Raw genomic sequence first — 26,121 nt, forward strand, 5'->3', positions numbered from 1 at the left:
GTTCCGCTCTTCGAGAGCGCGCCGCGAGCACTACTGGTCAGCGCGCAGCGCCGTCACCAGTTCCGCGCGGGCGAGCTCGATCTGATCGGTGCCCAGATAGGCCGAGTGCTTCGCGACCGTCCACTGGTAGCCCGGGGCCGTCTCGGTCGCGCCGCGGTCGACCGGGTTGCGGGCACTGTCGTAGCTGAACACCGGAAAGCCGAGGAAGTCGGTGCGGCGCCAGAGATTCCGCCAGCGCGGGTCGCCCTTCGCCCCCGCGCCGAGCAGCGCTGTCAGCGACTCATCCCGATATGCCGCGGCGTGCACCTCGGCCTTGGACGCCCTGATGCTCTCCTCGTCGGCGGCAGCACCCGGCCCGGGGAACTCCGCGAGCACCTGCGTCTTCCACGGGTCCCGCTTCCACAGCGAGGGAGCCGTCAGACCAGGCACGCCCAGCACCTGATAGCCGAACACCGAAGGGAAGTACCGACTGAAGTACGCGCGCAGCTGGCTGCCGTACGAGAGCAGAGCCAGGCGCGCGGTCAAGCGCGTGCTGGACGGGTCGTCCTCCACGATCGTCTCGCCGCGGAGAGCCAGGATCGTCGCGGCAGAGATGGTCGATCCCATGGAGTGCGCCGTCAGCATGACGGCCGGCAGCGGCGCGGCGGCGTCTGCCCGTGGTGTCCGCAGAAACCGCCTGGTGTGCTCCGCGAGCTCGGGAACGGCTCGTTCCGCGAAACAGGGCGGCGCGAACGGGTGTCCCGCTCGCGGGAAGAACGCGACGACGTCCCAGAAGACGCCGAGAGGACGATCAGCACTGGATGCCGCGTTCGCGACGACCGCCGCAGCGGCGACGACCGCCAGCGCGACGAGCACCGATGTCGCGGTGGTGCGCAGCCCCGCCGGGAGGCCGGGCGCCCACCCGGTGAGGATGAGCTTCGCCTCGTCGAAGGCGATCGAAGACGACAGGGCGAGGAAGCCGACGGCAGCGAACACGGCGATCCACGCGAACAGTGGCTCGCCGCGGTGGAGGAGGTGCGACGACCGTCGACCGAGGGCGCGAATCCGGACCCGTTCGTCCGGGTCGTCGAGTGGCTCGGGGTACTTCGCGCCCGGCGCATCCACCCCACCTCCTGCCTCAGCGTCGACTTCGTCATCCGGTGCACTGCCCCGCCACTTCAGCTCGGGGAGCGTGAACTTCACGAGCTTCGCGAGGTTGATCCCGATCGCGAGCACGAGCAGCAGAATGACCCCGACGACCACCGCCAGGAGCAGCACCGCGAAGCGCTCGTACGCGTCGGGCACGTTCCACTCGGTGACCGGCAACGGGTCGCCGGGTTCGCGCCAGATGCGGTCGGTCTCGGGCGGGGCGGGCGCTCCCAGCCAGGAGGCGACCCCCAGCACGAGCAGGCTCGACAGCGCCATCGACACGAAGAGCGACAGCAGCATGACCACTGCCGCCCCCTGACCTCGCCAGGCGCGGAAGCGCAGCTCGCCGGCATCCGACTCCCCCTCGGCGACACCCGGGTTCGGCTGCGACGTCCGCGAGATGAGCAGGTGGAGCAGAACGAACGCGATGGCCACTCCGGTCAGCGCCCATTGCAACGCGGAGTCGGAGAGCACCTGACTCGCCAGCAGTGCCGCCGCGCCGAGGGTGAGCACGATCGCGCTGGTGCGCCGGCGCCAGGTCGAGCGCAGTCGCCAGCTCAGCGCATACAGCGCGAGGAACAGCGCCACCGACATGAGCACGAGCGGCGCGGTGATCAGACCGGTGAACTGATCCGCGACCTTCGCCGGGTCGGTCGGCGGCAGGAACGTCAGCACGAGCCACACGAGGTAGCCGAGAACGGCGTAGCCGAGGCAGCTGAGCGCATACACGCGCTTGTGGGCATTGCGCTTGTCGGGGGTCTGCTTCTGCTGGGCCAGCCGGACGGGATTCATCGTCTTCGCCGTCTGCGTCGCCTGCGGCGGCGTGCTCGAGGCGATGATCACCCCGATCACGACGAGAACGAGGCCGACTCCCGCCACCATCACGAAGGCCATCGGCATGCCGTCGACCGGCCCGAGGCACGTGGCGAGGTCTTTGGTCAACGGGGCGCCGAGGCAGTCGGCATCGGGGAAGGCCGCATCCCAGGCCAGCAGGAACAGCACCAGCACGAACGCGCCGGCCACATGCAGCCACTCCGAGGTGTCGCGGCTGCGCGCGGCCGACCAGAACCCGCGCGTCGCGAGGAGCGGTCGGCCTGCGTCTTCCTGGCTGCCGATCTGCTCGCCGAACTTCTCGATCCGGGCTTCGAACCGCACGCGCCCACGGCGTGCGATCGAGTAGAGGACGAGGATGATGAGCACCGGGATGAGGCCGAGGAGGGCCGCCCGGCTGTCGACGTCGAACTCGCGCAAGCCGTCGAAGATCGCGGGCAGGGCTGCACACACCCTGTCGGCGTCGTCGACGCTGCCGCGGAAGCACTGCACCGCGACGAGGTCGATCGCGACCGAGCAGAACGCGGCCACCGCGATGAACGTGAGCACGAGCCCGAAGACGCGCACGGTCCCCGAGCCGATGTCGCCGTGCCACGCGCGCGTCGTCCCGTCGGGCTGGGGCCTGATCTCGCGCGTCCAGTAGGCGAGGTTCACCAGCGCGTAGGGAAGCAGCAGGAACCAGCCGACATGCACGAACGCCCGCCCGACTGCGGCGAGCGCTCCGCCGCCGGTGCGGGTCTGCGCGCCCCATGAGAACGCATGCGTGGATGTGATGCCGTCGCCGTTGACGGCTCTGTCCTTCCGCGCCCAGAACGAGCCGAGGGCATCGCCGTCGACGCGTTCGATGGCGTCGGGCTCGGACTCGAGCATCTCGGCCGGGGGCGTATTGCTCACGCCGTGGACCCTGATGTCGAGGATCAGCGGCGACGGCGGGGCCGTCGATTGCGCGTCAGTCATGGACACTTCCCGGATGCGTCGGTGCCGCCGGACAGATCAGCACGATGGTACTGCGCAGAGGCCACTGCGCGACATGCTGATACCGTCGCGACGAAGGGCCCGCCGTCCGGACAGTGTCGTCAGGCGAGCGGCTCGGCCGCCTCGCGCGCGGCCCGCGCGGACGACTGAACGGCGCCGATGCTGGCGGCGATGACGAGGGCGATGCCGACGATCTCGAGCCAGGCCAGGTGCTGGCCGAGGAAGACGAACCCGGCGAGTGCCGCCGTCGCAGGCGCGAGGCTCATCAGGATCGCGAAGACCGCCGCAGGCAGCCGGCGCAGCGCCACCAGCTCGAGGGCGTAGGGGATCGTCGACGACAGCACCGCGACGGCGGCGCCGAGGGCGACGATCTCGACCCGCAGCAGGGCTGAGCCGGCATCCACCACACCGAACGGGAGCGCCAGCACCGCGCCGATCGCCATCGCCAGCGCGAGCCCGTCGAGCTTGGGGAACGCCTGGCCGACCCGCGCCGACGCGAGGATGTAGAACGCCCAGCTCGCCGCGGCGCCGAGCGCGAAGAGCACGCCGAGGGGGTCGAGCCGGTCCCATCCGCCACCACCGAGCGCCACGACTCCCGCCAGTGCGAGAAGCGCCCAGAGCCAGGCGGACGCGCGTCTGGTCGCGACGATCGACAGGACCAGCGGGCCGAGCACCTCGATGGTGACGGTGACGCCGAGCGGGAGCCGCTCGAGCGCGAGGTAGAAAAGGGCGTTCATGGTCGCGAGGACGACACCGAACCAGACCACGCCCGTCCATGCGTGGCGTGAGTGCCCCCGCAGCGCCGGGCGCGCGATCAGGAGGAGGATCGCCGCCGAGAAGACGAGCCGCAGCATCACCATGCCGAGCGGCCCGACCGTGGGGAAGAGCAGGACGGCCAGCGAAGCGCCGACCTCCTGGCAGGCGAGGCCGGCGACGACGAGGAGGATCGCGGGAGTGGCTCCCGCGCCGCCGCGCGTCACTGAGTCACTGCGCCGGGGCCGCGCAGATCGCGTTCGCGGCGATCTTCTCGTGGTACTGCTCGGCGGTCCACGGCAGCCCCGCCTCGGGTGCCGTCTGACCGGAGGCGGCGGGAGCCTTCGATGCGATCGCAGCCAGCTCCCACGCGAGCTGCGCACCTACGCCCGAGTTGGCAGCGGAGTCATTGAGCACCACGGCGACCGTCAGGCCCGAGGAGGGGTCGGAGAACGCCGCTGTGATGTAGCCAGGCACCGCCCCGAACTGCCCGATCAGCGGGCCCGCCAGGACCGCACCGCCGGCCATGTTGAACCAGGACGGCGCGCCGACCCCCGCGGGGACAGGATCGTCGAAGCGGTCGTCCTTGCCGGGCAGCAGCGCACCGGTCGCGAGCGCCTGCGCGTAGCGCCCGAGTTCGGTGATGTTGCTCGACACCCCGCTGTCGGTGAACCCGGTGGTGATCGACACGTTCGAGACGTCACGCGGCTCGGCGCAGTTGCTCTTGCCGTCCTTCATCCGCGGGGCGTACAGGCCGGTCAGGACCGATCCCGACGGCAGCGCCAGCTGGGTGGCCTCGAGGTCGAGAGGGTCGGCGACGTAGTCCTGGATCAGCTCGGCGGCAGACCGCTCGAGGGCGCGCTCGAGCGCGAGCCCGAGCAGCACGTAGCCGGCATCGGAGTCGCGGTACGCGGTGCCGGGCTCGCCCGACCGCGGCTCGCCCAGCCCGAAGCTGGCCAGCTCGCGCGGGCTCCACCGGCGCTCGGGGTTCGACAGCCAGACCGGGGTCAGGTGCTTCGAGTACGACCCGATTCCCGACGTGCCGTCGCACAGCTGCTCGAGGGTGACATCGGTGAGCGTGGGAACGCTCGGTACCCACGTCGCGACGGGGTCGTTCAGTTTGACCTTGCCCTCGGCGGCCGCCGCGTAGAGCACGTCGCAGGTCATCGCCCGTGTCACGACCCCGGCCCGGAACTGCATGTCCGCGCTGACCTTGCCGCCGTCGACCGGATTCTGCGTGCCGAGGCCCGCAACCCAGCTGCCGCTCCACGGCGCCCAGACCCCGACGATGGCGCCCGACGACCCGGTCGCCTCCATCGCGTTGGCGACGGCATCCTCCAACTGCTCGACGGTAGCCTCGGCGAGCTTGCCGTCGGCCTGCGGCGGCACGTCGACGTCGACGTGCTTGTCGGGGGAGCATCCCACGAGGGCGAGCGCGACGACGATCGCGGCGGATGCCGCAGCCATGGCGCGGCGTGTCGCGAGTCGGGCCGTCATTCTCACCCCCCGGTGATCGTCCTCTAGATTCAAACACACCCGGGCACGACTGACCCTCTCAGCATTCTTTAGGCTGACCCTCATGACGCACCACTTCGACGAGTCCGCGCTGGCGGGCGTCTTGGGCCACATGAACGGCGACCACGGCGACGACAACGTCCTGATCGCCCGGGCGTTCGGCCCCGAGGGCGTCGTCGGTGCGGTGATGACCGGCTTCGACGGCGACGGCGGCACGTGGGAGGCGACGCTGTCCGATGGCACCGCGATCCAGGTGCGCGCACCCTGGCCCGGCGGACCGATCGCCGCGCGTCCCGAGGTGCGCCGGGAGATCGTCGCCCTCTACGACGAAGCGTGCCGCCGGCTGGGCGTGGAGCCGCGGCCGCATGCCTGATGTTGCGGCGGGCATAGGTTAGGCGACCCTAATCTGCCTAGAATGGGGCCATGAGCGACCCGATCCCGTTCTCCGCTGCGCTGCGTGAGCGCTCGAGCCGCGCCCACTCGTCGAGCGAGCACGCCGGTTTCATGGCCGACCTCATGAAGGGCGAGGGGACGCGCGAGGACTACATCGCACTCGTCGCGCAGCACTGGTTCATCTACGAGGCGCTCGAGCGCACCGCCGATCGGATGCGCAACGACCCCGTCGCCGCCGTCTTCATCAGCGACAAGCTCACCCGGCTGCCGGCTCTCGAGGCCGACCTGGAGTTCCTCGTCGGCCCGGACTGGCGCAAGACCATCACGCCGCTGCCGACCACCCGTGCATACGTCGACCGCATCAACGAAGTCGGCGCCACGTGGGCGGGCGGGTTCGTCGCCCACCACTACACCCGCTACCTCGGCGACCTCTCGGGCGGCCAGTTCATCGGACGCCTCATGGCTCGCCGGTTCGGCTTCGAGACCAACGGCATCGGCTTCTACCTCTTCGACGACATCGCCGACCCGAAGGCCTTCAAAGAGGTGTACCGCGAGCAGTTGGATGCTGCGCCGTGGGACGCGGCAGAGCAGGAGCGCGTCATCGACGAGGTGCTGCTGGCCTACCGCTTCAACACCGAGCTGTTCGACGATCTCGCACTCGCGAAGGCGGCGCAGGTCGCCTGACGCGTCTCAGCGACCGGAGCCGGCCGCGGACTGTGCCCGCACACCGGCCATGAACCTCTGCACGTCGGGGTCGACGCGAATGTCGCTCGGACGAAGCGGTCGCGAGAGATACAGCCCGTCGAGCGATGTCAGCCGCGACAGGGCGACGTACGTCTGACCCGGAGCGAACGCGCCCGAGCCCAGGTCGACGATCGCTCGGTCATACGTCTTGCCCTGCGATTTGTGGATCGTGACCGCCCACGCCAGGCGCAGCGGGAACTGCGTGAACTCCGCCACGATCTCGCGAGACAGCGACTTGGAGCCGGCGTCGTACGCGTAGCGGAACCTCTCCCACACGGCGGGCTCGACGTCGAACTCCTGACCCTCCACCTCGACGCGCACCGTGCCACCGGCGATCCGGGTGACCGTGCCGATCGTGCCGTTGACCCAGCGCGGCGGTTCGCCGTACGACTGGACGTCATTGCGCAGGAACATCACCTGGGCCCCGACCTTCAGCTTCAGCTCGACGTCGGCGGGGTACGCGGCATCCCCTCTTCCGAAGTCTCCGCTGATCTCGGCCATCGCGGTCTGCTCGCGCCCCACGAGCTCGTTCAGGTGACGGCGGTTGATGCTGTTGACGATGTCGTTGCGTGTCGCGAGCGTGATGATCGGATGCTCCCCGTCGCGCGCGTCCGGGGGCGTGCGGGCGCCGGTGTCGTTGAGGATCTGCGCGATGTCGGCGGTCACCCGGCCGTAGCGCACGGCATTGAGCATCGCCTTGAACCCCGGATCGGATTGCCGGTGGATGTCGACGAGCTCGCGGATGTGCAGGTCGGCGCCGTACGACCCGACATCGAGGATGCCGTCGCGCGCGGCCTCGCCGACCCAGACCTTCGCGTCGAAGAACCAGAAGGAGCGGTAGTGGTCGCGCACATACCTCAGCTCGTCGCCGCGCGGAGGCACGGGGGCGAGCTGGTACGGGTCGCCGAACATCACGATCTGCACGCCGCCGAACGGCTCGCCGCGCCGCCCCCGCGCTTTGCGGAGCGAGCGGTCGATCGCGTCCATGAGGTCGGCATTGACCATCGAGATCTCATCGATCACCAGTGTGTCGATGGCGTTGAGCAGCTTGCGGGTCGCGTCGGACTGGTCTTCCTCCTGCGAACCGATGATGCCCAGGGGGAGCTTGAACAGCGAATGGATCGTCTGCCCCTCGACGTTCAGCGCCGCGACACCGGTCGGCGCGCAGACCGCTATCGACTTGCTCGTGTGCCACGCGAGGTGCTGCAGCAGCGTCGACTTGCCGGTGCCGGCGCGGCCGGTCACGAACACGTGCTCGCGCGTGTCTTCGATGAGCCGGAACAGAGCCTCCTGCTCGGCGGAGAGAGGCGGCGTGGTCACCGATCAATGCTAACGAGCGGATGCCGCGCCCCGGCCGCCCGCGACGGTTCGGTGGACGACTCACCCTCCACAGCGTCGTCAGCCCACACGTGTGACACCAGGTTTCGGGCTCGACGCGGGATGCTTCCTAGACTGGGGGTGTGGACCAAGGGGCGGTGGGCACGACAGCCGGTCGCGGGTCTGCGCCGCCGGCTCCGTCCGCGAGCCCGGGGAACGAGGCATCCGCTCTCATCCAGCCGCCGCGCAAGCGCCGCCGCACCCTGGCCCTGGATCTCACCCTTCTCGCCATCGTCGGCGTGCTGCTGATCGCGGCGACGGCCGCGGCCGTGGGAGCCATCCAGACGCAGTTCTACAGCCCGAGCGCGTTCGTCGAGCGCTACCTCGACATGCTCTCCGACGGCAGGGCGGCCGAAGCGCTCACGGTGCCGGGCGTCGTGGTCGAGTCGGCCGAGCTCGAGGCGGCCGGGCTGCCGGCGTCGGCATCAGAGGCGCTGCTGCGCCGGGCGGCGCTCGCTCCGCTCTCGGACGCGCGAGTCGTGTCCGAGGAGACCGACGGCGACATCACGCGGGTCACGGTCGAATACGTCGCGGCGGGCTACGACGGCACCACGACGTTCGATGTCGCCCCGAACGGGATGATCGGCATCGCGCCGACGTGGCGCTTCGCAACGAGCCCGCTGGCCGTGATGGACCTCGTGGTCAAGGGTTCGATGGTGTTCTCGGTGAACGGATTCGAGATCGACAAGCGGCAGGTCTCGGTGGACGGAGCGGATGCCGAGCCGCTCGACCCGCTTCCGCTGCTGGTCTTCTCGCCCGGCCTGTACTCGGTCTCGGTCGACACCGCCATCTCGGCGACGCCGGGCGTCGCCGTCCTCTCCGACAGCCCGTTCCGTTCCATCCCCGTCGAGATCCAGGCCGAGGCCACCGACGAGTTCGTCGCGGTCGTGCAGCAGGAGGTCGAGGCGTTCCTCACCGAGTGCGCGACGCAGGAGGTGCTCCAGCCGACCGGATGCCCGTTCGGCTACACGGTGCAGGACCGCATCGACTCGCTGCCGAAGTGGTCGATCGCGCAGCAGCCCACGGTCGCCGTCACGCCCGAGGGTGCGGGCTGGCGCATCGCGCCCACCGAGGCCGTCGCGCACATCGAGGTCGACATCCAGTCTCTGTTCGACGGCTCGATCACCCAGGTGGCCGAGGACGTGCCGTTCATCGTCGAGGGCCAGATCACCGTGCAGCCCGACGGGCGGGCATCGATCGTGGTGACCGGACCCGACACGCAGTAGGCGTGGTCAGTGAGTCTGCCGGGCGTCCCGCGCGGCGAGCTCTGCGAGCCGCGCGTTGTACTCCTCGAGCTCGGCGTCGCCCGTGCGGTCAGCGTGCCGGTCGCGACGCTTCTGGTCGCGGGCGTCGCTCCTGCTCCACTGGATCGCGACGATGATCGCCAGGATGAGCGTCGGGATCTCACCGATCGACCACGCGACACCGCCGCCGACGTACTGGTCTTCGAGCGGCGTCGCGCCCCACGTGCGTCCCATCGAGCCGAACCACTCGGCGATCATGAGCCCTTCCTGCATCATGATCGCGATGCCGAAGAACGCGTGCATCGCCATGACGCCGATGAGCAGCAGCAGCCGGCCGGGGTACGGCAGACGGTAGGGGACCGGATCGATGCCGATGAGCGTCAGCACGAAGAGGTAGCCGGTGATGAGGAAGTGGGCGACCATCCACTCGTGGCCGAGGTGGTCGTACAGCGACCAGCGGAACAGGTCGGTGTAATAGAAGACCCACAGCGACCCGATGAACAGCCCGGCCGCGACGAACGGGTTCGTCAGCACCCTGGCCACCGGCGAGTGCACGGCCCAGAGGATCCACTCGCGCCCGCCGCGCGTGCCATCCTCGCGCTTGCGGATGGCGCGGGCCGCGAGGGTCACCGGGGCGCCCGCGACCAGCATGAGCGGCACTGCCATCGTGAGCAGCATGTGGCCGACCATGTGCACGCTGAAGAGGTAGTCCTGGTAGACGTTGATGGCGCCGCCGGTCACCCACACCAGCAGAGCGAGCCCGATCATCCACAGCACGGTGCGGTAGACCGGCCAGGCATCGCCGCGGCGCCGCAGGCGCCAGACGCCCATCGCGTAGAAGAAGATGCCGAAACCGGCCGCGACGGCCCACAGCAGGTCGATGTTCCACGACGTGAGCCAGCCCAGCGGCGTGAGCTCGGGCGGCAGCGGGGCACCGGTCAGCACCTCGGCGGGCGTCGGCGGCCCCGGCAGCACGGACGACCCGGGCGGAGGGGTGCGGGCGAGTGCTGCCGCTGCTCCTGATGCTGCGCCCATGAGCACGAGTTCGAACACGATCAGGGTCCAGAAGACGCGGGATGCGGCATCCCCCCGCAGCCTGCCGATCAGCCGAGTGCGGTACCACGCCCCGAAGGCTCCGAGCGCGATGAGCGCCACGATCTTGACGCACAGGATCGCGCCGTAGGGCGACAGCAGGGCGTCCCAGGTCTGCAGCCCGATGGCCGCCCGCACGGTGCCCGACGCGGCGACCACGACGAACGCGGCGATCGCGATGCTCGAGTACCGCGCCACGACGGTCGCGAGGCGGTCGCGATCGAGCAGGGGGCGCACCACCACGAGCAGGACGAGGCCGCCGAGCCAGACCGCCGCGGCGATGATGTGCAGGATGAGCGCGGTCATCGCCTCGTGATGGAACGCCTCTTCGCCCGAGTGGCCCTGGGTGCCCATCGGCACGAGCGAGGCCGCCGCGAGGATCGCGACGAAGAGGGTCGCCGTCCACGAGCGCACCGCGAATGTGAGCACGGTGAGCGCCGCACCGGCGACCGTGGTGATCAGCCACGTGCGGCCCACCTCGGTCTCGACGACGAAGCGGCCCAGCTGCGCGCCGAACTCCGGGCCCGCGTCGATCGCGGGGTTGAAGGCATCGACGAAGGTGAGGAATCCGGTCACCGCCGCCGAGACCGTGAAGATCGCCGCGGAGATGGATGCCACATCCAGCGCGACGTCGAACTCGCGCTCACCCGCGCGCAGCGCGTAGAGCGCCGTCACGAGCGCTCCGACCAAGCCGGCGGCGGAGAGGTTGACGACGAGTTTGACGGTGGGGAGTCCCCAGCGGGCGACCGGGCCGGGGTCGCCGATCGCGAGCGGAGCGGCCCCGCCGCCGAACGCCAGCGCCCAGATCAGCACGACGAGCGCGCTGACGACGAGGATCACGGGCCCTGCGGCCCGCAGGGCGCGGGGACTCACCCCTCCAGCCTAGGCGCGGAACGCGGCGCCATTCGCCGTCGGCGGCAACGCAGAAGGGGGATGCCGCGGCATCCCCCTTCTTGTGTGGTCGTCGTTACTTGACGGCGGCCTTGAGCTTCGAGCCCGCGGTGACCTTGACGCGCTGGCCGGCGGGGATCTTGATCTCCTCACCCGTCTGCGGGTTGCGACCGGTGCGGGCGGAGGTCTCGACGCGCTCGAACGAGATCCAGCCCGGGATCGAGACCTTGCTGCCCTTGGCGACGGCCTCGGAGACCGTCGAGAAGAGGGAGTCGAGCACGCCCGACACGGCGGACTGGCTCTGCCCGGTCGCGCTGGCGATGCTCGCGACGAGTTCGGTCTTGGTGATGGACTTGTCGGCCATGGGGATTGTCCTCCAAGGCGGCGGAATCGCCGCCTTTTCATTGCTCGGACCGGACGGCATGCGCCCCCCGGCTGGTCGGATCGACCGCCTTGAATGTACCCGACTTCGCGCGCAGATCCGCGTATTTCCGGGGTTTTCGGACGTTCCGGGCGGCGTGTCGGGGGTGAAAGTGACCCCTGTGGCCGATGTGACGACGGTTTCGGGGTCGTTCGACGGGCTCCGCAGACGTCAGGGGCGGTGCGAGTCGAAGCCTCTGCGGGACGTTCGGGCGAAGGCGGGAGCGACCCGATCACGCGTGAAGCCGGTGCAGGGCCGCGACGACGTCGTCATGCCACCGGCGGGCGGCGGGGAGCACGCCGGTGAAGATCGGGGTGTCGTGCGTCACGCCCATGTAGCGAACCACGCTGGCGTCGACACCGGCCGCGCGCAGGGCCGCCCCGTAGGCATCGCCGTCTCCACGCAGCGGGTCGTACTCGGCGGTGAGGATGACGGCGGGCGGCAACCCGGCATGCGATGAGGCGCGCAGCGGCGATGCGTAGGGCTCCCGGGCATCCTGCGGTCGCTCGAGGTAAGTGCGGGCGACCGAGCGCAACTCCCTCATCGTCAGGAATCGGGGGATGCCGAGTGCGCGCATCGCGCCGAGATCGAGGTGGGCGCCGGTCAGGTCGACGACCGGCACCTCGAGCACCTGGACGCCCAGCGGATGGTTCGCGCGATCCCGGTTGACGATCGTCAGCGCCGCGGCGAGGCTGCCGCCGGCGGAGATGCCCATCACGCCGATCCGGCTCGGGTCGACCCCGAGCCCGCCGGCCGAGGCGATCAGCCAGTCCAGGGCGGCCGCGGCCTGCTCGATCTGCACCGGATACCGGTGCTCGGGCGCCAGCGCGTAGTCGACCGCGGCGATCGCGACGTGGGCGTCGACGCAGCGGCGGCGGTACGCGGCATCCGTCGTCGGATAGTCGATGCCCCCGATGCGGAATGCTCCGCCGAAGAACGCCAGGACGGCAGGCACAGGTGCGTCACCGACGACGGGCGGGTGATAGATCCGGACGCGGACGGACGGATGCCCCGGCACGTCGACCTGGTGCTCGGTGATGCGCACCTCGGGTCCTGGCGTACCGACCGTGCTCAGCTCGGTGCGATCCCACGCGAGCGCCGCGCGGCGGTGCCGGGCCCGGGCTTGCGCGCGAGGACCGAGCGCGGCGGGCTTCTCGGGCGCCGACTTCTCGGCCGCGGAATTCTCGGCCGCGGTCTTCGCCGGCGCGCCGGCTCCGGTGGGCTTCGCGGCAGCCGGAAGCACGGTGCCACGGCTGAACGGCCACAGCGCGGTCAGGCGGGCGCGCGCGGAGCTCAGCGCCTGGTCGAACATGTACTTGCGATGCACGCGCAGGCGCTCGGCGAAGAACGGGTCCAGCGGCATGCCACCATCCTGGCGCGAGCCGGTGTGCGGGTGCACTCGGTTGACAAGCGGAAGGCCCGGAGTTCCGAGGAACTCCGGGCCTTCCGGTGAAGCTGTGGTGCTTACCAGCTCGACTTGGTCACGCCGGGCAGCTCGCCACGGTGCGCCATGTCACGGAAGCGGACACGCGAGATGCCGAACTTCGTGAGGACACCGCGGGGGCGGCCGTCGATGACGTCGCGCGAGCGGACGCGTGCGGGCGACGCGTTGCGGGGCAGCTTCTGCAGGCCCACGCGAGCGGCCTCGCGCTGCTCGTCGGTCGAGTCGGGCGAGACGAGCGCCTTCTTCAGTTCGGCGCGCTTCGCCGCGTAGCGGTCGACGACCACCTTGCGCTGCTCGTTGCGCGCGATCTTGCTCTTCTTGGCCATAGGTCAGCGCTCCTCTCGGAATTCGACGTGCTTGCGGACGACCGGGTCGTACTTCTTGAGCACGATACGGTCGGGGTTGTTGCGGCGGTTCTTGCGCGTCACGTAGGTGTACCCCGTGCCGGCGGTCGAACGCAGCTTGATGATCGGACGGACGTCCTGTGCCTTCTTGGCCATTAGAGCTTCACACCCTTCGCCTGGAGGTCACGCACGACCGCCTCGATGCCGCGGGCGTCGATGACCTTGATGCCCTTGGCCGAAACGTTGAGCTTGATGTTGCGACCCAGCGACGGAACGAAGTAGGTCTTCTTCTGCACGTTCGGGTCGAAGCGGCGCTTCGTCCGGCGGTGCGAGTGCGAGATGTTGTGACCGAAGCCGGGAACTGCTCCAGTCACCTGGCACACTGCTGCCATGGTGATGTCTCCTTAGTACCGTGGAGCCGGACGGCCCCACCCAAGATCCCTTGTCTGCACCCCAGGACTCACCGGACCGATTCCGGCCCGGAGGAGGTGTGGGATACGAACTGCGTGCTGGAGTGCGCGCAGACAAAGAGTCAGTCTAGCACGGGCGGCGTGTCGCGCTTGACTCGGGCGGCGAGGCGTCAGTCGAGCGGGTGGCCGACGCGGATGACGCCCTCGGGGTCCCACGCGTACGCGACCCGGCGCAGCCGCTCGGCATCGGGCCCGTACAGACTCGCCGCGGCTGCGGGCCGCTCGGCGAAGTTCTTCACGACGGCGGGCGACGCGAAGGGCTGCATCCGGTCGGTGACAGCGGTCGCCGCGTCCTTCACCCCGCCGAGCGCGCCGGGAAACGGCACCAAGCCGACCGCGAACACGAGTCCGGCACCGTCGATGGCCGAGACGGCACCGCCGGTGGTCCGGCCCGGCGTCGTCCCGCCGCCGAGGTGACGCAGTTCGATCGACAGGAGCGACTGCGACGACGGCGCGAGCGCGACATCGAGCAGGGCGTCCATCGACGCCGCGGTGATGTCGGTCAGCACGACGGCTTCGCCGAACGCCGGAGCGGGGTGCGCCGGGTCACCGTGCACGGTGTTCAGCTCCGCCGGAGACATCGGGCGCACCGAGTCGAGCTCGGGTCGGAGGTCACGCAGGGGCTGCAGCAGGGACGCGGCGGTCGCGGCATCCGCCTGAATCGCCGCTTCGACGGCCACGAAGGAGCGGCCGCGCAGGAAGTCGGGGATCTCGGGGATCGGGGGGTAGCGCAGCACGCGCGCCAGCGAGGTGACCGACTCGGGCAGCTCGGCGATCCACTCGCGCCACGCGTGAGCGACGTCAGCCGCACGCTCGAGCGGCCACAGCAGGGCGCCCGCGTGGAGGTCGCCGATCTCATGCAGCTGGAGCTCGATCGACGTGACGATCACGGGGGCGATGCCTCCGCGCACCGCCCAGAAGAGGTCCGGGTGATGCTCGGCGTCGACCCGGACGACGTGACCCTGCGCGTCGACCGCCTCGATCGAGAGGATGCTGTTGACCCCGAGGCCGTGAGATCGGGCGAGCCAGCCGAGCCCGCCGCCGAGGGTCGACCCGACGACACCGACCGACGGTGCCATGCCCGAGACCGCGGCGCACCCGTGCTCGGCCACGGCCGCGGCCAGCGCCGCTGCCGTGACGCCGGCGCCGACTCGCGCGGTGCGGGCTTCGGCGTCGATCGCGATGCCGTCGAGCCGCGCGGTGCGCAGGAGGATCGTGTCGGTGAGCGGCCCGAGCGCTCCGGCCGCGTGACCCGTGCTCTGCGGGGCGACGTGCAGTCCGAGCCGACGCGCGCAGGTCACCGTCGTCGCGACATCGCGCGCGTCGGCGGCGATGACGACTGCCGCCGGCTGCTGGTCGACCAGCAGCTGCCACGCGGCGCGGGCGGAGTCCCAGCCGTCCTCGCCCGGGAGGAACAGGTCGCCCGAGAGCTCCGCACGGAGTCGCTCGAAGTGCTCACCGGGCAGCGCGAGCTGGTCGGCGGCGGATGCCGGGCCGGCAGAGGAGGCCGGGCCGGGGGTCGGGAGGGAGGTGTCGATCGTCACTGTGATTGCTCTTTCGTCTTCGATGTCTTCGTTCTGTGCTGGGCGTCGTGGGGAGCGCGCCCGGCGTCGCGCGGAGGGCGCGCTCGGCCGCTCAGCGTCGGGCTCCGGCGGAAAGGAGTGCGTCCAGCACGGCCGTGATACCTGCGGGACCAGGAGATCTCCGGATCGCGGCGCCGATGCGTTCCGCGTTGCTCCGGTACGAGGGGTCGCGCAGCAGCGCATCGACGGCTCTGCCGACCTGAGCGGGCGCGACGCGGCCGTCGCGCGGCCGCAGACGCAGCCCCGCACCGCTCCAGGCGACCCGCGCCGAGACCTCGGACTTGTCTTCACTGTCGCCGGCCGCGACGATCGGCACGCCATGGGCGAGTGCGTACTGGACCCCGCCGTAGCCGCCGTTGGTCACGAGCGCGCTCAGGTGCGGGAACAGACGGTCGTACGGCAGATAGGGGGCGATGCGGGCATTGTCCGGAAGCGCGAGCGAGGGAACGTCGCGTCCACCCGTCGTGGCGACCACCAGGACATCGCGGTCGGCGAGCGCTTCGAACGCGGGCAGGACGAGCCCGGAGAGGTCGCCGTTGGCGACCGTCCCCTGGGTCACGTGGACGACCGGCCGCCCGTCCTTCAGGTCGTCCCACCACTCCGGCACCTCGACGGTCGACGCGTCGGCCGGCGAGACCGGGCCGACGAAGTGCACGGGCGTCGTGAGATCGCCGCGCGGATACTCGAACTCGGGCACGCTGAACTGCACCACGGCGTCGGCTGCGGATGGATAGTCCATCACCGGCACGCTCAGCTCGACGCCGATGAGGTCCTGCACCATGCGCTCGGCGTTGCGCTGCAGCTCGGCGAACACGAAGCGATCCGTCGTCCACGCGAGGAATCGGTTGCGGACGCGCCCCAGGGGCCCGGCAAGCGGCGGGATACCGAGGGCGAACGGTGCGGTGTCGCGACTGCGCAGGCCCAATGGCACGATGCCGAGATTGACCACGAGTGGTCGCTGATGCGCCGGGCGCGCGAGCATCAGCATCGCGGCGAGGAACATGCTCTCGCTGAGCACGGCATCGGCCGGCTCCGCCGCCAGCAGCTCATCGAGCGCGCGCAGCTGGCTCGGCGCCGGCTCGAGGAAGATGTGCTGCAGGTCCCACCGGGGGCCGGCGACGCCCCGGAGTCCGACGCGGCCCGGGAACGCGGCATCCATATCCCGGTCGTCGTAGTCGGCGTCGGCCGGAAGCGGGAGCCAGCGCGCGCCGGTGGCCTCGACAGCCTCGCGGTAGCGACCGCCCGTGAGGAATCGCACTTCGTGGCCGGCCGCCACGAGCGTGCGGGCGACAGCGAGCAGCGGGGTGACATGACCGTGCACCGGAGTGCTGCACATGACGAGAGACAGCATGGGATTCTCCAACTGATAGGGTTGTGAAAGTACTCGTGGAGTATTCACTACCCCGTCAGGAAAGTCAATGACCCCATACGTGTCGCCCCTGCGCGAAGCGCAGGCTGCACAGACCCGAGCCCGCATCCTCGACGCGGCGATCCGCGTGTTCGGGCAGGCCGGGTACTCCGGCGCTTCCCTCGGTCGCATTGCGAGCGAGGCCGGAGTCTCGCTCGAGACGGTGAAGCAGAACGGGCCCAAGGCGGCTCTGCTGCTGGCCGGCTTCGATCACGCGTTCGCCGGCAGCGAGGGCGAGGGGCCGCTGCACACGCGCGAACTCGGCGAGACGGCGGAGGAGCTCGACGCGAGCGAGCTGCTGCCCTTCCTGGTCGATTTCGTCGCGAGCGCCAACGCCCGCGTCGCACGCCTGTGGCCCCGGCTGCTCGAGGCGGCCGCCGGCGACGACGACGTTGCGCAGCGGCTGCGCGAGCTGCAGGCCAACCGGCGGTCCGACATGCTCGGTGCGGTCGCGATGTTCCGGCGGCGGGGTGTGTGCGACAGCGCTCGACCCGACGGGGAGCTCGCCGACGCGCTGTCGTTCGTCATCTCGCCGGAGAGCCACACCCAGCTGGTCGCCGAGGCGGGCTGGAGCGAAGAGGCGTATCGCGCGTGGCTCGTCCGCGCGGTAGAGCGCGTGGTGCTGACCGACTGACCCGCCTGGGCTCAGAGCTCGGCGGCGCCGCGGCCCCAGCGGAACGGCGATACCGTCGGCTCGCCGGGGATCCAGAACCGCCAGGGGAAGGCCGAGGTGCCGGCCACACCGGCCACCCCGACTCGCGGTCCCGAGGCGATCTCGGCGATCGGCTCGACCGCCACCGCGAGCCGCGCGACCGCACCGTGGTGGGGTGTGCCGGTGATCGCGTCGATCCCGTCGTGGAGCGGATGCCGCAGCCCCACCGCGTCGCCGAGCCGGCCCGGTCCGCGCGCGAGGTCGCGCGGCGAGCGGGCGGCGGGACGGCGGCCGAACGCGGTCTCGGTGCCTTCGATCACCTCGCCGCCGCGCAGGAGCACACCGCCGGCGATCCCGTCGGGCCCGCAGACGACGTTCACACAGGAGTGGATGCCGTGACTGAGGTAGACGTAGAGGTGCCCGGGCTCGCCCCACATGGTGGCGTTGCGTGCCGTCGGTCCCATGCGGGCGTGCGACCCCGGATCGGGCACCGGCCCGGTGCCGCGGCCGTGGTACGCCTCGACTTCGGTGAGACGCACGGTCACCGTCGCCCCCGCCACGGTCGTGGTCAGCTGGGCGCCCAGAAGCCGGGGCGCGACCTCGGCGGGAAGACCGGCCAGGTCGGCGCGCGTCGCTGCGCGCACCTCGTCACCCGCCATGGCGCGATTCTACGTGCGCCCGCAGACGACGCGTCCCGGGGTGCCGTGCCGAGCGGCATCCCGGGACGCGCTCCGGCGCGCACGGAGTCGAGGCGTGCAAGCCTCTCCGCGCCGGAGTCGGGCGTGCGACGGCGCGCGCCGCACACATCGGGACGGGGCGCTGCGCGCCCCGGCAGGAGGTCAGGCGGCCGCGACCTGCGGCGGAGCGGCCGGACGTGCCTTGGCCACCGCGAGGAGCGTCGCCACGCCGGCGAAGGCGGCGGCGAACCAGAGCAGACCGGTCACTCCGGCATCGAAGCCGACCCAGACGTAGCCGACCAGCGCTGCCCCGACGCCCAAAGCACCCACCGCAGCCAGCGCGCCGAGCAGCACATCGCCCTGCGCGAAGCGCCGCACGAGGTCGATCATCGAGCCGAGGAGTACTGCGATGCCGATGGTCATGACGATCGGCGCCCACCACAGGCACGCCGGGGTCGCGGCTCCCGCGACGATGAGAGCGGCGGCGGTGCGCGGCATCCGGGCCTTCAAGATGACTCCCGCGGCCAGCATTCCGCCGACGATGATCGCCTGGACGGAGCCTTCCAGGTAGGGCATGCCCGGCTCGAGGAGCTGGCCGATGCCCATGCTGAGGATGATCGCCGACAGGACGGCGGCGCCGAGCACCCACCACCAGCGGGACGAGAATCGGAGTACGGAGTTCATGATCGTTGCTTTCGGTTCAGCCGGCAGACTCCGCAGTGCCGCGCGTTCTGTGTGTACCCAGAGCAGGTCGGCCGGGATGCCGGACGCTGCTCTGCGCGCGATGGAGAAGGACACCGCGATGGGCGGTGTGCCGATCTCACGCGCGTAGGCCTGCTGCTCCCACAGGTCGGAGTGGATCTCGTCGCGTCGACGCTCGGCCGCCGGCGCGCTCACCCAACCCGTGTAGAAGCCGACCCATGCTCGGACGAGCCGCACCGCGAATCCCGTGGTCGCGGCTCCTCCGATGCGCTCCCGGGCCAGCAGCCCGGTCACAGTGTTCCCCACGCTGCTCGCCCCTGCGCCAGCGGCGCACGGGATGATGACTGCCGGTGCTGGGCCAGCGCCGCCGAGGCGGCGGTGCCGTCGACCTCGTACAGGCGGCGGCGGGGACGCCCCTCGGCGGCCGCGTCGTCGGCCGCTTCCCACGTGCTGGAGAGGAAGCCGGCGGTTTCGAGCCGGCCGAGCGCCTTGTACAGCGTTCCATGCGACGTGAGGCTCCCGGTCTCCTCGCCCTCGGCGATGACCCGGGCGATGCCGAAGCCATGGAAGCTCTGTTCGCCGCTGCGCCGCAGCTGGAGCGCAGCGTCGAGGATGGCCACCTCGAGCGGCAGCAGAGTTCCTGGTTTCCGTCGCATGGGTCATTTATAGGCAGATATCTTCCCATTGTCAATAGGAAGATATGAAGACGTCTGTGACCGCCGGAGATTCGCGGGAGTCACACCGTCCGTCAGAGGGCGGGTCAGGCCGGTGGCACCTGGCACCACGAGATCGACGACCCCGCGAGCGAGACCACCTCGGCGCCGTCGGCGAGCTCGAGGACCCTGGTCTCGGTGCGCTCGGGGAGCGGGAGCTGGTAGGTGTCATAGGGGTTGGCCACGGCGTCCGGCGCGACGAGGACGGCGGCGTAGCGCGCGCTGGGCGACACGCACACCTGCAGCACGGCATCCGTGTCGGCGACCTCGCTCAGCAGACGCGTGATCCCGTCGGACGCGACGAGCGAGATCGACGTCCGGCCCGTGGGCGCGCCGTCGGCCTCGAGGACGGCCGCCGTGCGGATCGTCGATCCGTCGGGGAGCGGGGTCACGGTGCTCACCGGGCCGGGGTCGTCGTCGGGCGGTACGAGCGGGCCGTCGGCGGCGTCGGTCAGGTCGATCGACACCAGCCCCTCCACCCGCTCGACGACCGCCGCGGTCGAGCCGCGCGCGATGCCCTCGATCGTCACGGCCGAGCCGAGCGCCGTCGCGCCCTCGCCCTCGGAGCCCGTCAGCAGCAGCGACCCGTCGAACGACAGGAGCAGGATGCTGTCGGTGTCGGGAACGAAGCGCCACTCGGCGATGCGCGGATCGGCGCCCTCGACGGCGATCTCGACCGGCTCGGCATCGGGGTCCCTCAGCGACATCGTGTAGAGCAGGCTCTCGCGTCCGCTGTCGGCCGTGATCGCGGCATCCGAGAAGGTGAACCCGATCGTGTCGCCGCGGTCAGCGCTCTGCAGATTCGACACGAATCCGTCGCCCGGGAGCGTGAGCTCGCGGGGGTTCGCGCCGTCGAGGTCGGTCATGACGAGCCCGGCACGGTCGTCTTCAGTGCGCACCGACATCACGAGGTGGGTCGACGTCGCGCGGAAGTCCTCGATGTGCGGGTGGGTGAAGACGGGCACGGCGTTCTCGCCCGAGAGGTCGGTGCGGAAGATCGTGTCGCCGTCGGCGCCGCGCTGGAGCAGCTCGACCTGGGCAGCCGGCGTGCGGAAGGTCTCGGCGATCCCCGCCGTCGGGCCGCCGCCCAGCGACGTGACGTCGGCGATCTCCACGGTGTACGCGGTGTCGTCCCACAGCGGGAGGGCGAAGCGGATGCCCACGCTGCGACCGGCGGTGTCGACCGCGAACGGCGTCGCGGGTGTGACGGTGACCTGTGACGGGTCCACTTCGGCGAGCGACTGCGTGGTGGTGATGATGAGACGGCCGCCGGATGCCGCGGCCGCCGCAGCCGGATCGACCTGCACCTGCGTCACCCGTGGCCCCTGCGCGACGGTCGCCGCGGCACCGGCCAGTCCGAACACCGCCAGCAGACCGACGACGATCGCGAAGGCGGCGGCGAACGCGCGACCGCGCCGACGGCGGCCGTGAGAGCGGCGCGTCGACGGCTCAGTACTCATACGGGTCCTCGGGCTCGTCGATCTCCTCGACCGAGGCCGCGTCGATCTCGAGGCGCCCGTCGGAGGTGGCCCGCACCGTGCCGGTCACCGTCACCCACTGCCCCGTGCCCGGGTTCCCCGCGCCGCCCACGGCGACGCTCGCGGGCTGCGCGTCGATCACGCAGTGCGTGATGACCAGGCGCGTCAGGTCGAAGGCGCCGTCCTCGCCGGGGGTGACGAACCCCGTGAGCTCGATCGGGTCGCCGTCGAACGCCTCGGGGTCGGTGGCCGTGGCGAAGACCGTGGCCCACTCGCCGACCCCGAACGACGACGTGTCTCCGGTCGCGGCGAGGGTGACGGCATCCGCTCCCGCGAACAGCGGGGTCGCACCGACGTCGCGCGACATCGCAAGCTCGGCGGAGAGCGACGCAGGCGGCAGCACAAGGGTGAGGACCGCGATTCCGGATGCCGCGACCCCGCCCACCACGCTCGCGGCGACCCCGAGCGGGTGCGACGGACGGTGGTCGAGGGTGTCTTCGCCGGCGTGTGCGCCATCGGCTGTGCGGGCGTCGCCGTGGCCGTGGTCGTGATCGTGGCCGTGATCGGCCTCGGCGCCGAGCGGCAGGGCGAACGACGCGATCGCGCCGACGAGCGCGACCACCGCCATCGAGACTGCGAACCAGGTGGAGTCGGGGTTGATGTACAGGCCCAGGCGCCCCGTCACGGCGAGGCCGAGCGTGACGACCGCGAGGATCGCGGCGAGCCCGACGCCAAGCCACCGCGTGCCGATCCACTCCGACCTACGCAAGGAGGTTCACCGCCGTCCCGATGGCGAAGGCCGACAGCACCACGATGACGACGATCCCGGCGAGCGTGCGGGTCGTGAAAGTCGTGCGCATGAGTGCGAGCATCTTGACGTCGACGAGCGGCCCGACGAGCAGGAACGCCACGATCGACCCGGGCGTGAACGTCGAGGCGAACGACAGGGCGAAGAACGCGTCGACGTTCGAGCAGATCGAGACGACCATCGCGAGGGCGATCATTGCGACGATCGACAGCGCCGGGTTCGAGCCGATCGCGAGCAGCGTCTCTCGTGGGATGAGCACCTGCACGGCGCCGGCGAGCGCCGAGCCGATGATGAGCGCGGGCATGACCGCGCGCAGCTCGACGACGAACTGGGCGATGCTGCGACGGCCTTTCCCGCCGGGCTCGTGCGTCACGAGCTCGCAGGTGTCGCGGAACCGGTCGGTGAGCAGCGCATCGGGCGACGGGTGACGGCTGTAGAGCCACCCGATCAGGTTCGCGATGAGGTACCCGCCGACGAGGCGTGCGATGAGGATGCCGTCGCTGAAGCCGAACGCCTGGTGCGTGGTGATGATGACGATCGGGTTCACGATCGGAGCTGCGATGAGGAAGGTCATCGTCTCCGGCACGCTGAACCCGCGCATGAGCAGGCCGCGTGCGAACGGCACGTTGCCGCACTCGCACACCGGCACGATCATGCCGAGCAGCGAGAGCACGGCCCGGCGGGCCCACGCGCGGCGCGGCATCCATCGCTCGAGCACGCCTGGTGGCACCCACACCTGCACCGCGATCGACAGGATCACGCCGAGCATCACGAACGGCAGGGACTCGATCAGCACGCTGATCGCGAGGGTCAGTCCGTCCTGCGCGCGCGTGGGGAGGGATGCCGGGAACAGCGTCGGCACGAGCCAGTCGATGAGGAACAGCGCCGCGACGACCGCCGCGCCGATGGCGAGCGCGACGAGAGTGCGGGCCGTGCGCGTCGGAGCCGCGGGCCGAAGGTCAGTCCGCGACACTCTGCTCGTCCCGGGCCTTCGCGCAGGTGGCGCACAGCCCGAAGATGTCGACGATGTGCTCGGCGTCGCGGAAGCCGTTGCGCTCGGCGGTCCGCTTGGCCCACTGCTCGACATCCGTGGCCTCGATCTCGACGGTGAGCCCGCAGCTGCGGCAGATCAGGTGGTGGTGGTGCCCACTGCTGGTGCAGGCGCGGTAGAGCGCCTCGCCCTCGGGACTCTGCAGGGAGTCGGCGTCGCCCTGGGCTGCGAGGCCGGCGAGCGCCCGGTAGACGGTGGCCAGTCCGATGCCGGTGTTCTCGTCGCGCAGGGTCGCGTGAAGCGACTGCGCGCTGACGAATCCGCGGGCGTCGGCAAGCGCTTCGCGCACGCGCTCGCGCTGCCACGTATTGCGCTGGGCCATAGGGGTAAGTCTACCGGCGGCCCCCTGAACGCCGCCCGGGTCCGCTCGCCTGCGCCCCTTCCGCCCGCCTGTGCCCCTGGCGCTCGCCTGTCGCAATGTGCTGCCGCGCACGGCGTTTCGTGCCAGGTGAGCCCCCCGCTCACCCGGGCCTGACGCTCGCCTGTCGCAATGTGCCACCCCGCACGGCACTTCGTGACAGGCAAGCCCCCTGCTCGCCCGGGCCTGCCGCTCGCCTGTCGCAATGTGCTGCCGCGCACGGCGTTTCGTGACAGGTGAGCCCCCCGCTCACCCGGGCCTGCTGTTCACCTGTCGCATCGTGCCGCCGCGCACGGCGTTTCGTGACAGGTGAGCGAAGGGGAGTCGGCGCTGAGCGACCGGGTCAGGCGCCGTCGGTTCGTGTCAGGCGCCGTCGGTTCATGCGGCAGCGCGGATCACGCGGCCACGGCGGGCGCCTACGCCGCGGCACACCACGTAGATCACGAACGAGATCGTCGTGATGTACGGGCTCACGGGCAGCGTGCCCATGATCGCGAGCAGGATGCCGCCCACGGCCGACACGAATCCGAAGAGCGCGGCGAGGAGCGGCACCGACATCGGTCCGGTCGCGACCCGCATCGCCGCCGCTGCCGGGGTGACCAGCAGCGCCATCACGAGCAGGGCGCCGATGATGTGCACGGCGACGGCGACGATCAGCCCCAGCAGCACCATGAAGGCCAGCGACACCGCGGTCGTCGGCACACCGCGCGCCGCCGCCGACTGCGGGTCCAGCGAATCGAAGCGCAGCGGCCGCCAGATCAGCAGCAGCCCGAGGAGGGCGATCGCGCTGATCACGATGAGCCAGCCGAGCTGCCCCGACTGCACCGACACGATCTGGCCGGTGAGCAGGCTGAACCGGTTGGCGCTGCGCCCGTTGTACAGCGAGAGGAACAGGATGCCGAGACCCAGCCCGAACGGCATGAGCACGCCGATGATCGAATTGCGGTCCCGTGCCCGCGCACCGAGCCAGCCGATGATCGCCGCGGCGAGGATCGACCCCACGATCGACCCGGTGACGACGTCGACGCCGATCAGCAGCGCCGCCGCCGCCCCCGCGAACGACAGCTCGCTGATGCCGTGCACCGCGAACGCCATGTCGCGCTGCATCACGAGCACGCCGATCAGCCCGCCGACGAGGCCCAGCACGGCCCCCGCCCACACCGAGTTCGACACGAGCCCGAGGATCTCGCCGTACACCGGCAGGCCGCCGAACATCGCGTCGGCGATGTCGTCCCAGTTCATGCGTGGTCCTCGTCGTGGGCGTGATGGTGGTGGGATGCCTCGGCATCGGGCGCACCGACGACCACGAGCCGGTCACCCGCGCGCAGCACGAACACCGGAGCACCGTAGAGGTCGGTGAGCACGCGCGAGTTGAGCACCTCGTCGGGGGTGCCGAGCGTGAAGCGGCCGTTGGCGAGGTACAGGATGCGGTCGACCTTGCCCAGGACGGGGTTGATGTCGTGCGTGACGAGCAGGACCGCGGCATCCTTCTCTCGCCGGTGCCGGTCGATGAGGCCGATCACCGCCTGCTGGTTCGCCAGGTCGAGGCTCGTCAGCGGCTCGTCGCACAGCAGCAGTCCGGGCTCGTCGGCGAGCGCCTGACCGGCGCGCAGTCGCTGCTGCTCGCCGCCCGACAGCTCACCCACCGGCCGGTCGGCGAAGTCCCGCGCGCCGACGGCGTCGATGAGGGCGTCCACCCGGGCGTGGTCGCCGCGGCGCGGGATGGGAAGACCGAACCGGTGGCCCGAGACGCCGAGGGTGACGAGGTCGCGCCCGCGCAGCGCGGTGTCGGGCGGCAGCGGCCGGCTCTGCGGCAGGTACCCGACGCGACGGCTGCCCCGCTTGCCGACCGGCTCGCCGAGGACCGTGATGGAACCGGCGCTCAGCGGCTCGAGCCCGAGGATCGCCCTCAGCAGCGTGGTCTTGCCCGACCCGCTCGGCCCCAGCACGGCGATCAGCTCGCCCGGACGGACGGCCAAATCGAGTCCGGCCCAGAGCTCGCGGTCGTCGCGGCGGAGTGCGGCGCCGCGGATCTCGAGGGCGGGCGCGGGGTCGCTCACGACTCCAGCGCGCCGCTCAGCGCCTCGATGTTCGCCTGCATCCACGAGATGTAAGTCTGGCCCTCGGGGAGCGTTTCCGAGAACGCCATGCTGGGGATGCCGCGACCGTCCGCCTCGCCGACGATCTGCGCGGTCTCGGCGCCGGCGGTCTGCGTGTTGGTGACGACGAGCTTCACGTCGCCGTCCTCGAAGCGGGCGATCGATTCGAGGAGCGTCGCGGGCGCGACATCCTGTCCCTCTTCCACCGCCTCCGTGAAGGCGTCGGGCGTGACGTTCTCGAGACCCGCGGCAGCGATGAGGTAGGCGGGCACGGGCTCGGTGACGAAGGCCTCGGCGCCCGCGTGGGTGGCCGCGATGTCGGCGAGCGAGGCCTCGAGGCCCTCGACCTCGGCGACGAAGGCCTCGGCGTTCGCGGCGAAGACGTCGGCGTCGGCCGGGCTCAGCGCCTCGAGCTGCGCGGCGACGCCGAGCGCGAGGTCCGCCATCGCGTGCGGGTCGTACCAGACGTGCTCGTTGAATCCCTCGATGTGCTCGTGCCCGTGGTCGCCGTCCTCGTCGGCATGGTCGCTGTCGTCGCTGTCATCGTGGGCTGCGCCGCCCGGCCACTGGTCCGAGAACTCGACGGCGGTGAGGACGGGGGCCCCGGCGCCGCTCGACTCGATGAGCGCGTCGATGAAGGCGTCGTAGCCGCCGCCGTTCTCGATGATGAGATCGGCCTTCGCGACGGCGAGCTGGTCGCGTGCGCTCGGCTCGAACGAGTGCGGATCCTGCGACTCGTTCGACACGATCGACGTCACCTCGACGAGGTCGCCGCCGATCTGCTCGGCGATCTGTCCGTACACGTTCGTCGACGCGACGACCGATACGCCACCGTCAGCACCGTCGCCCGCGAGTGTGCTGCTCGCGCAGCCGGCAAGTGCGAGAGCGGATGCCGCGGCGAGGCCGAGCACGATCAGTGAACGTAGGGGGGAGGTCATGCCTCCACTCTAACGCTATTGATAATCGTTCT

General features: G+C 70.9%; 26 protein-coding genes. 4 read left to right on the forward strand and 22 right to left on the reverse strand.

Annotated features, from left to right (window positions below):
- Window positions 1-30: 30 nt before the first annotated feature.
- The 3 genes from MK786_RS06790 to MK786_RS06800 all read right to left on the reverse strand — a co-directional run bounded on the left by MK786_RS06790 (window position 31) and on the right by MK786_RS06800 (window position 5,184).
- Window positions 31-2,916: a hypothetical protein gene (locus MK786_RS06790; RefSeq protein ID WP_241111482.1), complete on the reverse strand. Its 2,886-nt coding sequence runs from the start codon at window positions 2,914-2,916 to the stop codon at window positions 31-33.
- Between the two features lie 119 nt (window positions 2,917-3,035).
- Window positions 3,036-3,914: a DMT family transporter gene (locus MK786_RS06795; protein ID WP_241111483.1), complete on the reverse strand. Its 879-nt coding sequence runs from the start codon at window positions 3,912-3,914 to the stop codon at window positions 3,036-3,038.
- Window positions 3,915-3,918: 4 nt separating this feature from the next.
- A complete protein-coding gene (locus MK786_RS06800) occupies window positions 3,919-5,184 on the reverse strand; it encodes a beta-lactamase family protein (protein WP_241111484.1) in 1,266 nt (421 codons plus the stop codon).
- A gap of 82 nt (window positions 5,185-5,266) precedes the next feature.
- On the opposite strand from MK786_RS06800, the gene MK786_RS06805 reads away from it, so the two are divergent.
- Both MK786_RS06805 and MK786_RS06810 read left to right on the forward strand, forming a co-directional pair.
- Window positions 5,267-5,575, forward strand: a complete 309-nt coding sequence (locus MK786_RS06805) for a DUF2470 domain-containing protein (RefSeq protein WP_241111485.1) — start codon at window positions 5,267-5,269, stop codon at window positions 5,573-5,575.
- Window positions 5,576-5,625: 50 nt separating this feature from the next.
- Window positions 5,626-6,279 carry a heme oxygenase (biliverdin-producing) gene (locus MK786_RS06810; protein ID WP_241111486.1) on the forward strand — a complete coding sequence of 218 codons (654 nt, stop codon included), beginning with the start codon at window positions 5,626-5,628 and terminating at the stop codon, window positions 6,277-6,279.
- Window positions 6,280-6,285: 6 nt separating this feature from the next.
- Here the strand turns inward: MK786_RS06810 and MK786_RS06815 are convergent, their stop codons facing one another.
- Window positions 6,286-7,659, reverse strand: coding sequence for an ATP-dependent RecD-like DNA helicase (locus MK786_RS06815; protein ID WP_241111487.1), 1,374 nt, complete (start codon window positions 7,657-7,659; stop codon window positions 6,286-6,288).
- Between the two features lie 230 nt (window positions 7,660-7,889).
- Between MK786_RS06815 and MK786_RS06820 the strand changes: the two genes are divergently transcribed.
- Entirely contained in the window at window positions 7,890-8,942 is a 1,053-nt protein-coding gene (locus MK786_RS06820) for a hypothetical protein (RefSeq protein WP_241111716.1), read from the forward strand.
- A 6-nt stretch (window positions 8,943-8,948) separates the two neighbouring features.
- On the opposite strand, the gene MK786_RS06825 is transcribed toward MK786_RS06820, so the two are convergent.
- The 8 genes from MK786_RS06825 to MK786_RS06860 form a co-directional block, all read right to left on the reverse strand.
- The gene (locus MK786_RS06825; protein WP_241111488.1) at window positions 8,949-10,925 is read right to left on the reverse strand and encodes a cytochrome c oxidase assembly protein; all 1,977 of its coding nucleotides are present in this window, start codon (window positions 10,923-10,925) and stop codon (window positions 8,949-8,951) included.
- 94 nt (window positions 10,926-11,019) lie between these two features.
- On the reverse strand, window positions 11,020-11,307 hold the full coding sequence (locus tag MK786_RS06830; protein ID WP_127473557.1) for an HU family DNA-binding protein: 288 nt from the start codon (window positions 11,305-11,307) through the stop codon (window positions 11,020-11,022).
- Between the two features lie 289 nt (window positions 11,308-11,596).
- Window positions 11,597-12,727 carry an alpha/beta hydrolase gene (locus MK786_RS06835; RefSeq protein WP_241111489.1) on the reverse strand — a complete coding sequence of 377 codons (1,131 nt, stop codon included), beginning with the start codon at window positions 12,725-12,727 and terminating at the stop codon, window positions 11,597-11,599.
- Between the two features lie 101 nt (window positions 12,728-12,828).
- Entirely contained in the window at window positions 12,829-13,134 is a 306-nt protein-coding gene (rpsN, locus tag MK786_RS06840; protein WP_191764850.1) for a 30S ribosomal protein S14, read from the reverse strand.
- A 3-nt stretch (window positions 13,135-13,137) separates the two neighbouring features.
- On the reverse strand, window positions 13,138-13,308 hold the full coding sequence (gene rpmG, locus MK786_RS06845; protein ID WP_029145259.1) for a 50S ribosomal protein L33: 171 nt from the start codon (window positions 13,306-13,308) through the stop codon (window positions 13,138-13,140).
- Window positions 13,308-13,544 carry a 50S ribosomal protein L28 gene (gene rpmB / locus MK786_RS06850; protein WP_013584774.1) on the reverse strand — a complete coding sequence of 79 codons (237 nt, stop codon included), beginning with the start codon at window positions 13,542-13,544 and terminating at the stop codon, window positions 13,308-13,310. Before rpmB ends, rpmG begins: the two co-directional genes overlap by 1 nt.
- Before the next feature lie 188 nt (window positions 13,545-13,732).
- Complete coding sequence (locus tag MK786_RS06855; RefSeq protein WP_241111490.1) at window positions 13,733-15,166, reverse strand: FAD-binding oxidoreductase; 1,434 nt, start codon at window positions 15,164-15,166, stop codon at window positions 13,733-13,735.
- Window positions 15,167-15,257: 91 nt separating this feature from the next.
- Window positions 15,258-16,556, reverse strand: a complete 1,299-nt coding sequence (locus MK786_RS06860; RefSeq protein WP_241111491.1) for a nucleotide disphospho-sugar-binding domain-containing protein — start codon at window positions 16,554-16,556, stop codon at window positions 15,258-15,260.
- Window positions 16,557-16,623: 67 nt separating this feature from the next.
- On the opposite strand from MK786_RS06860, the gene MK786_RS06865 reads away from it, so the two are divergent.
- A complete protein-coding gene (locus MK786_RS06865; protein WP_241111492.1) occupies window positions 16,624-17,247 on the forward strand; it encodes a TetR/AcrR family transcriptional regulator in 624 nt (207 codons plus the stop codon).
- A gap of 11 nt (window positions 17,248-17,258) precedes the next feature.
- Here the strand turns inward: MK786_RS06865 and MK786_RS06870 are convergent, their stop codons facing one another.
- From MK786_RS06870 to MK786_RS06915, 10 genes are all read right to left on the reverse strand, one after another.
- Window positions 17,259-17,924 carry a DNA-3-methyladenine glycosylase gene (locus MK786_RS06870; RefSeq protein WP_241111493.1) on the reverse strand — a complete coding sequence of 222 codons (666 nt, stop codon included), beginning with the start codon at window positions 17,922-17,924 and terminating at the stop codon, window positions 17,259-17,261.
- Between the two features lie 180 nt (window positions 17,925-18,104).
- Window positions 18,105-18,950, reverse strand: a complete 846-nt coding sequence (locus MK786_RS06875; protein ID WP_241111494.1) for a hypothetical protein — start codon at window positions 18,948-18,950, stop codon at window positions 18,105-18,107.
- On the reverse strand, window positions 18,935-19,300 hold the full coding sequence (locus MK786_RS06880) for a PadR family transcriptional regulator (RefSeq protein ID WP_241111495.1): 366 nt from the start codon (window positions 19,298-19,300) through the stop codon (window positions 18,935-18,937). The genes MK786_RS06875 and MK786_RS06880 overlap by 16 nt, the downstream gene beginning before the upstream one ends.
- Window positions 19,301-19,404: 104 nt before the next feature.
- The gene (locus MK786_RS06885) at window positions 19,405-20,817 is read right to left on the reverse strand and encodes a hypothetical protein (RefSeq protein ID WP_241111496.1); all 1,413 of its coding nucleotides are present in this window, start codon (window positions 20,815-20,817) and stop codon (window positions 19,405-19,407) included.
- Complete coding sequence (locus tag MK786_RS06890; protein ID WP_241111497.1) at window positions 20,807-21,604, reverse strand: TIGR03943 family protein; 798 nt, start codon at window positions 21,602-21,604, stop codon at window positions 20,807-20,809. Before MK786_RS06890 ends, MK786_RS06885 begins: the two co-directional genes overlap by 11 nt.
- Entirely contained in the window at window positions 21,597-22,616 is a 1,020-nt protein-coding gene (locus MK786_RS06895; RefSeq protein ID WP_241111498.1) for a permease, read from the reverse strand. The genes MK786_RS06890 and MK786_RS06895 overlap by 8 nt, the downstream gene beginning before the upstream one ends.
- A complete protein-coding gene (locus tag MK786_RS06900) occupies window positions 22,603-23,016 on the reverse strand; it encodes a Fur family transcriptional regulator (RefSeq protein ID WP_241111499.1) in 414 nt (137 codons plus the stop codon). The genes MK786_RS06895 and MK786_RS06900 overlap by 14 nt, the downstream gene beginning before the upstream one ends.
- 414 nt (window positions 23,017-23,430) lie before the next feature.
- A complete protein-coding gene (locus MK786_RS06905) occupies window positions 23,431-24,294 on the reverse strand; it encodes a metal ABC transporter permease (RefSeq protein WP_241111500.1) in 864 nt (287 codons plus the stop codon).
- Window positions 24,291-25,112, reverse strand: a complete 822-nt coding sequence (locus tag MK786_RS06910) for a metal ABC transporter ATP-binding protein (RefSeq protein WP_241111501.1) — start codon at window positions 25,110-25,112, stop codon at window positions 24,291-24,293. The genes MK786_RS06905 and MK786_RS06910 overlap by 4 nt, the downstream gene beginning before the upstream one ends.
- The gene (locus MK786_RS06915; protein WP_241111502.1) at window positions 25,109-26,089 is read right to left on the reverse strand and encodes a metal ABC transporter solute-binding protein, Zn/Mn family; all 981 of its coding nucleotides are present in this window, start codon (window positions 26,087-26,089) and stop codon (window positions 25,109-25,111) included. Before MK786_RS06915 ends, MK786_RS06910 begins: the two co-directional genes overlap by 4 nt.
- Window positions 26,090-26,121: the final 32 nt, after the last annotated feature.

The organism is Microbacterium sp. CFH 31415 (genome assembly GCF_022538185.1).
In the GTDB taxonomy this organism is placed as follows: domain Bacteria; phylum Actinomycetota; class Actinomycetes; order Actinomycetales; family Microbacteriaceae; genus Microbacterium.

Excerpts from the sequence above, each read along its gene's own strand:
- rpsN (WP_191764850.1), bottom strand. The coding sequence starts at position 13,134 with ATGGCCAAGAAGAGCAAGATCGCGCGCAACGAGCAGCGCAAGGTGGTC.
- rpmG (WP_029145259.1), bottom strand. The coding sequence starts at position 13,308 with ATGGCCAAGAAGGCACAGGACGTCCGTCCGATCATCAAGCTGCGTTCG.
- MK786_RS06880 (WP_241111495.1), bottom strand. The coding sequence starts at position 19,300 with ATGCGACGGAAACCAGGAACTCTGCTGCCGCTCGAGGTGGCCATCCTC.
- MK786_RS06905 (WP_241111500.1), bottom strand. The coding sequence starts at position 24,294 with ATGAACTGGGACGACATCGCCGACGCGATGTTCGGCGGCCTGCCGGTG.
- MK786_RS06790 (WP_241111482.1), bottom strand. The coding sequence starts at position 2,916 with ATGACTGACGCGCAATCGACGGCCCCGCCGTCGCCGCTGATCCTCGAC.
- MK786_RS06860 (WP_241111491.1), bottom strand. The coding sequence starts at position 16,556 with ATGCTGTCTCTCGTCATGTGCAGCACTCCGGTGCACGGTCATGTCACC.
- MK786_RS06800 (WP_241111484.1), bottom strand. The coding sequence starts at position 5,184 with ATGACGGCCCGACTCGCGACACGCCGCGCCATGGCTGCGGCATCCGCC.
- MK786_RS06810 (WP_241111486.1), top strand. The coding sequence starts at position 5,626 with ATGAGCGACCCGATCCCGTTCTCCGCTGCGCTGCGTGAGCGCTCGAGC.
- MK786_RS06830 (WP_127473557.1), bottom strand. The coding sequence starts at position 11,307 with ATGGCCGACAAGTCCATCACCAAGACCGAACTCGTCGCGAGCATCGCC.
- MK786_RS06900 (WP_241111499.1), bottom strand. The coding sequence starts at position 23,016 with ATGGCCCAGCGCAATACGTGGCAGCGCGAGCGCGTGCGCGAAGCGCTT.
- MK786_RS06885 (WP_241111496.1), bottom strand. The coding sequence starts at position 20,817 with ATGAGTACTGAGCCGTCGACGCGCCGCTCTCACGGCCGCCGTCGGCGC.
- MK786_RS06835 (WP_241111489.1), bottom strand. The coding sequence starts at position 12,727 with ATGCCGCTGGACCCGTTCTTCGCCGAGCGCCTGCGCGTGCATCGCAAG.
- MK786_RS06865 (WP_241111492.1), top strand. The coding sequence starts at position 16,624 with ATGACCCCATACGTGTCGCCCCTGCGCGAAGCGCAGGCTGCACAGACC.
- MK786_RS06870 (WP_241111493.1), bottom strand. The coding sequence starts at position 17,924 with ATGGCGGGTGACGAGGTGCGCGCAGCGACGCGCGCCGACCTGGCCGGT.
- rpmB (WP_013584774.1), bottom strand. The coding sequence starts at position 13,544 with ATGGCAGCAGTGTGCCAGGTGACTGGAGCAGTTCCCGGCTTCGGTCAC.
- MK786_RS06915 (WP_241111502.1), bottom strand. The coding sequence starts at position 26,089 with ATGACCTCCCCCCTACGTTCACTGATCGTGCTCGGCCTCGCCGCGGCA.
- MK786_RS06805 (WP_241111485.1), top strand. The coding sequence starts at position 5,267 with ATGACGCACCACTTCGACGAGTCCGCGCTGGCGGGCGTCTTGGGCCAC.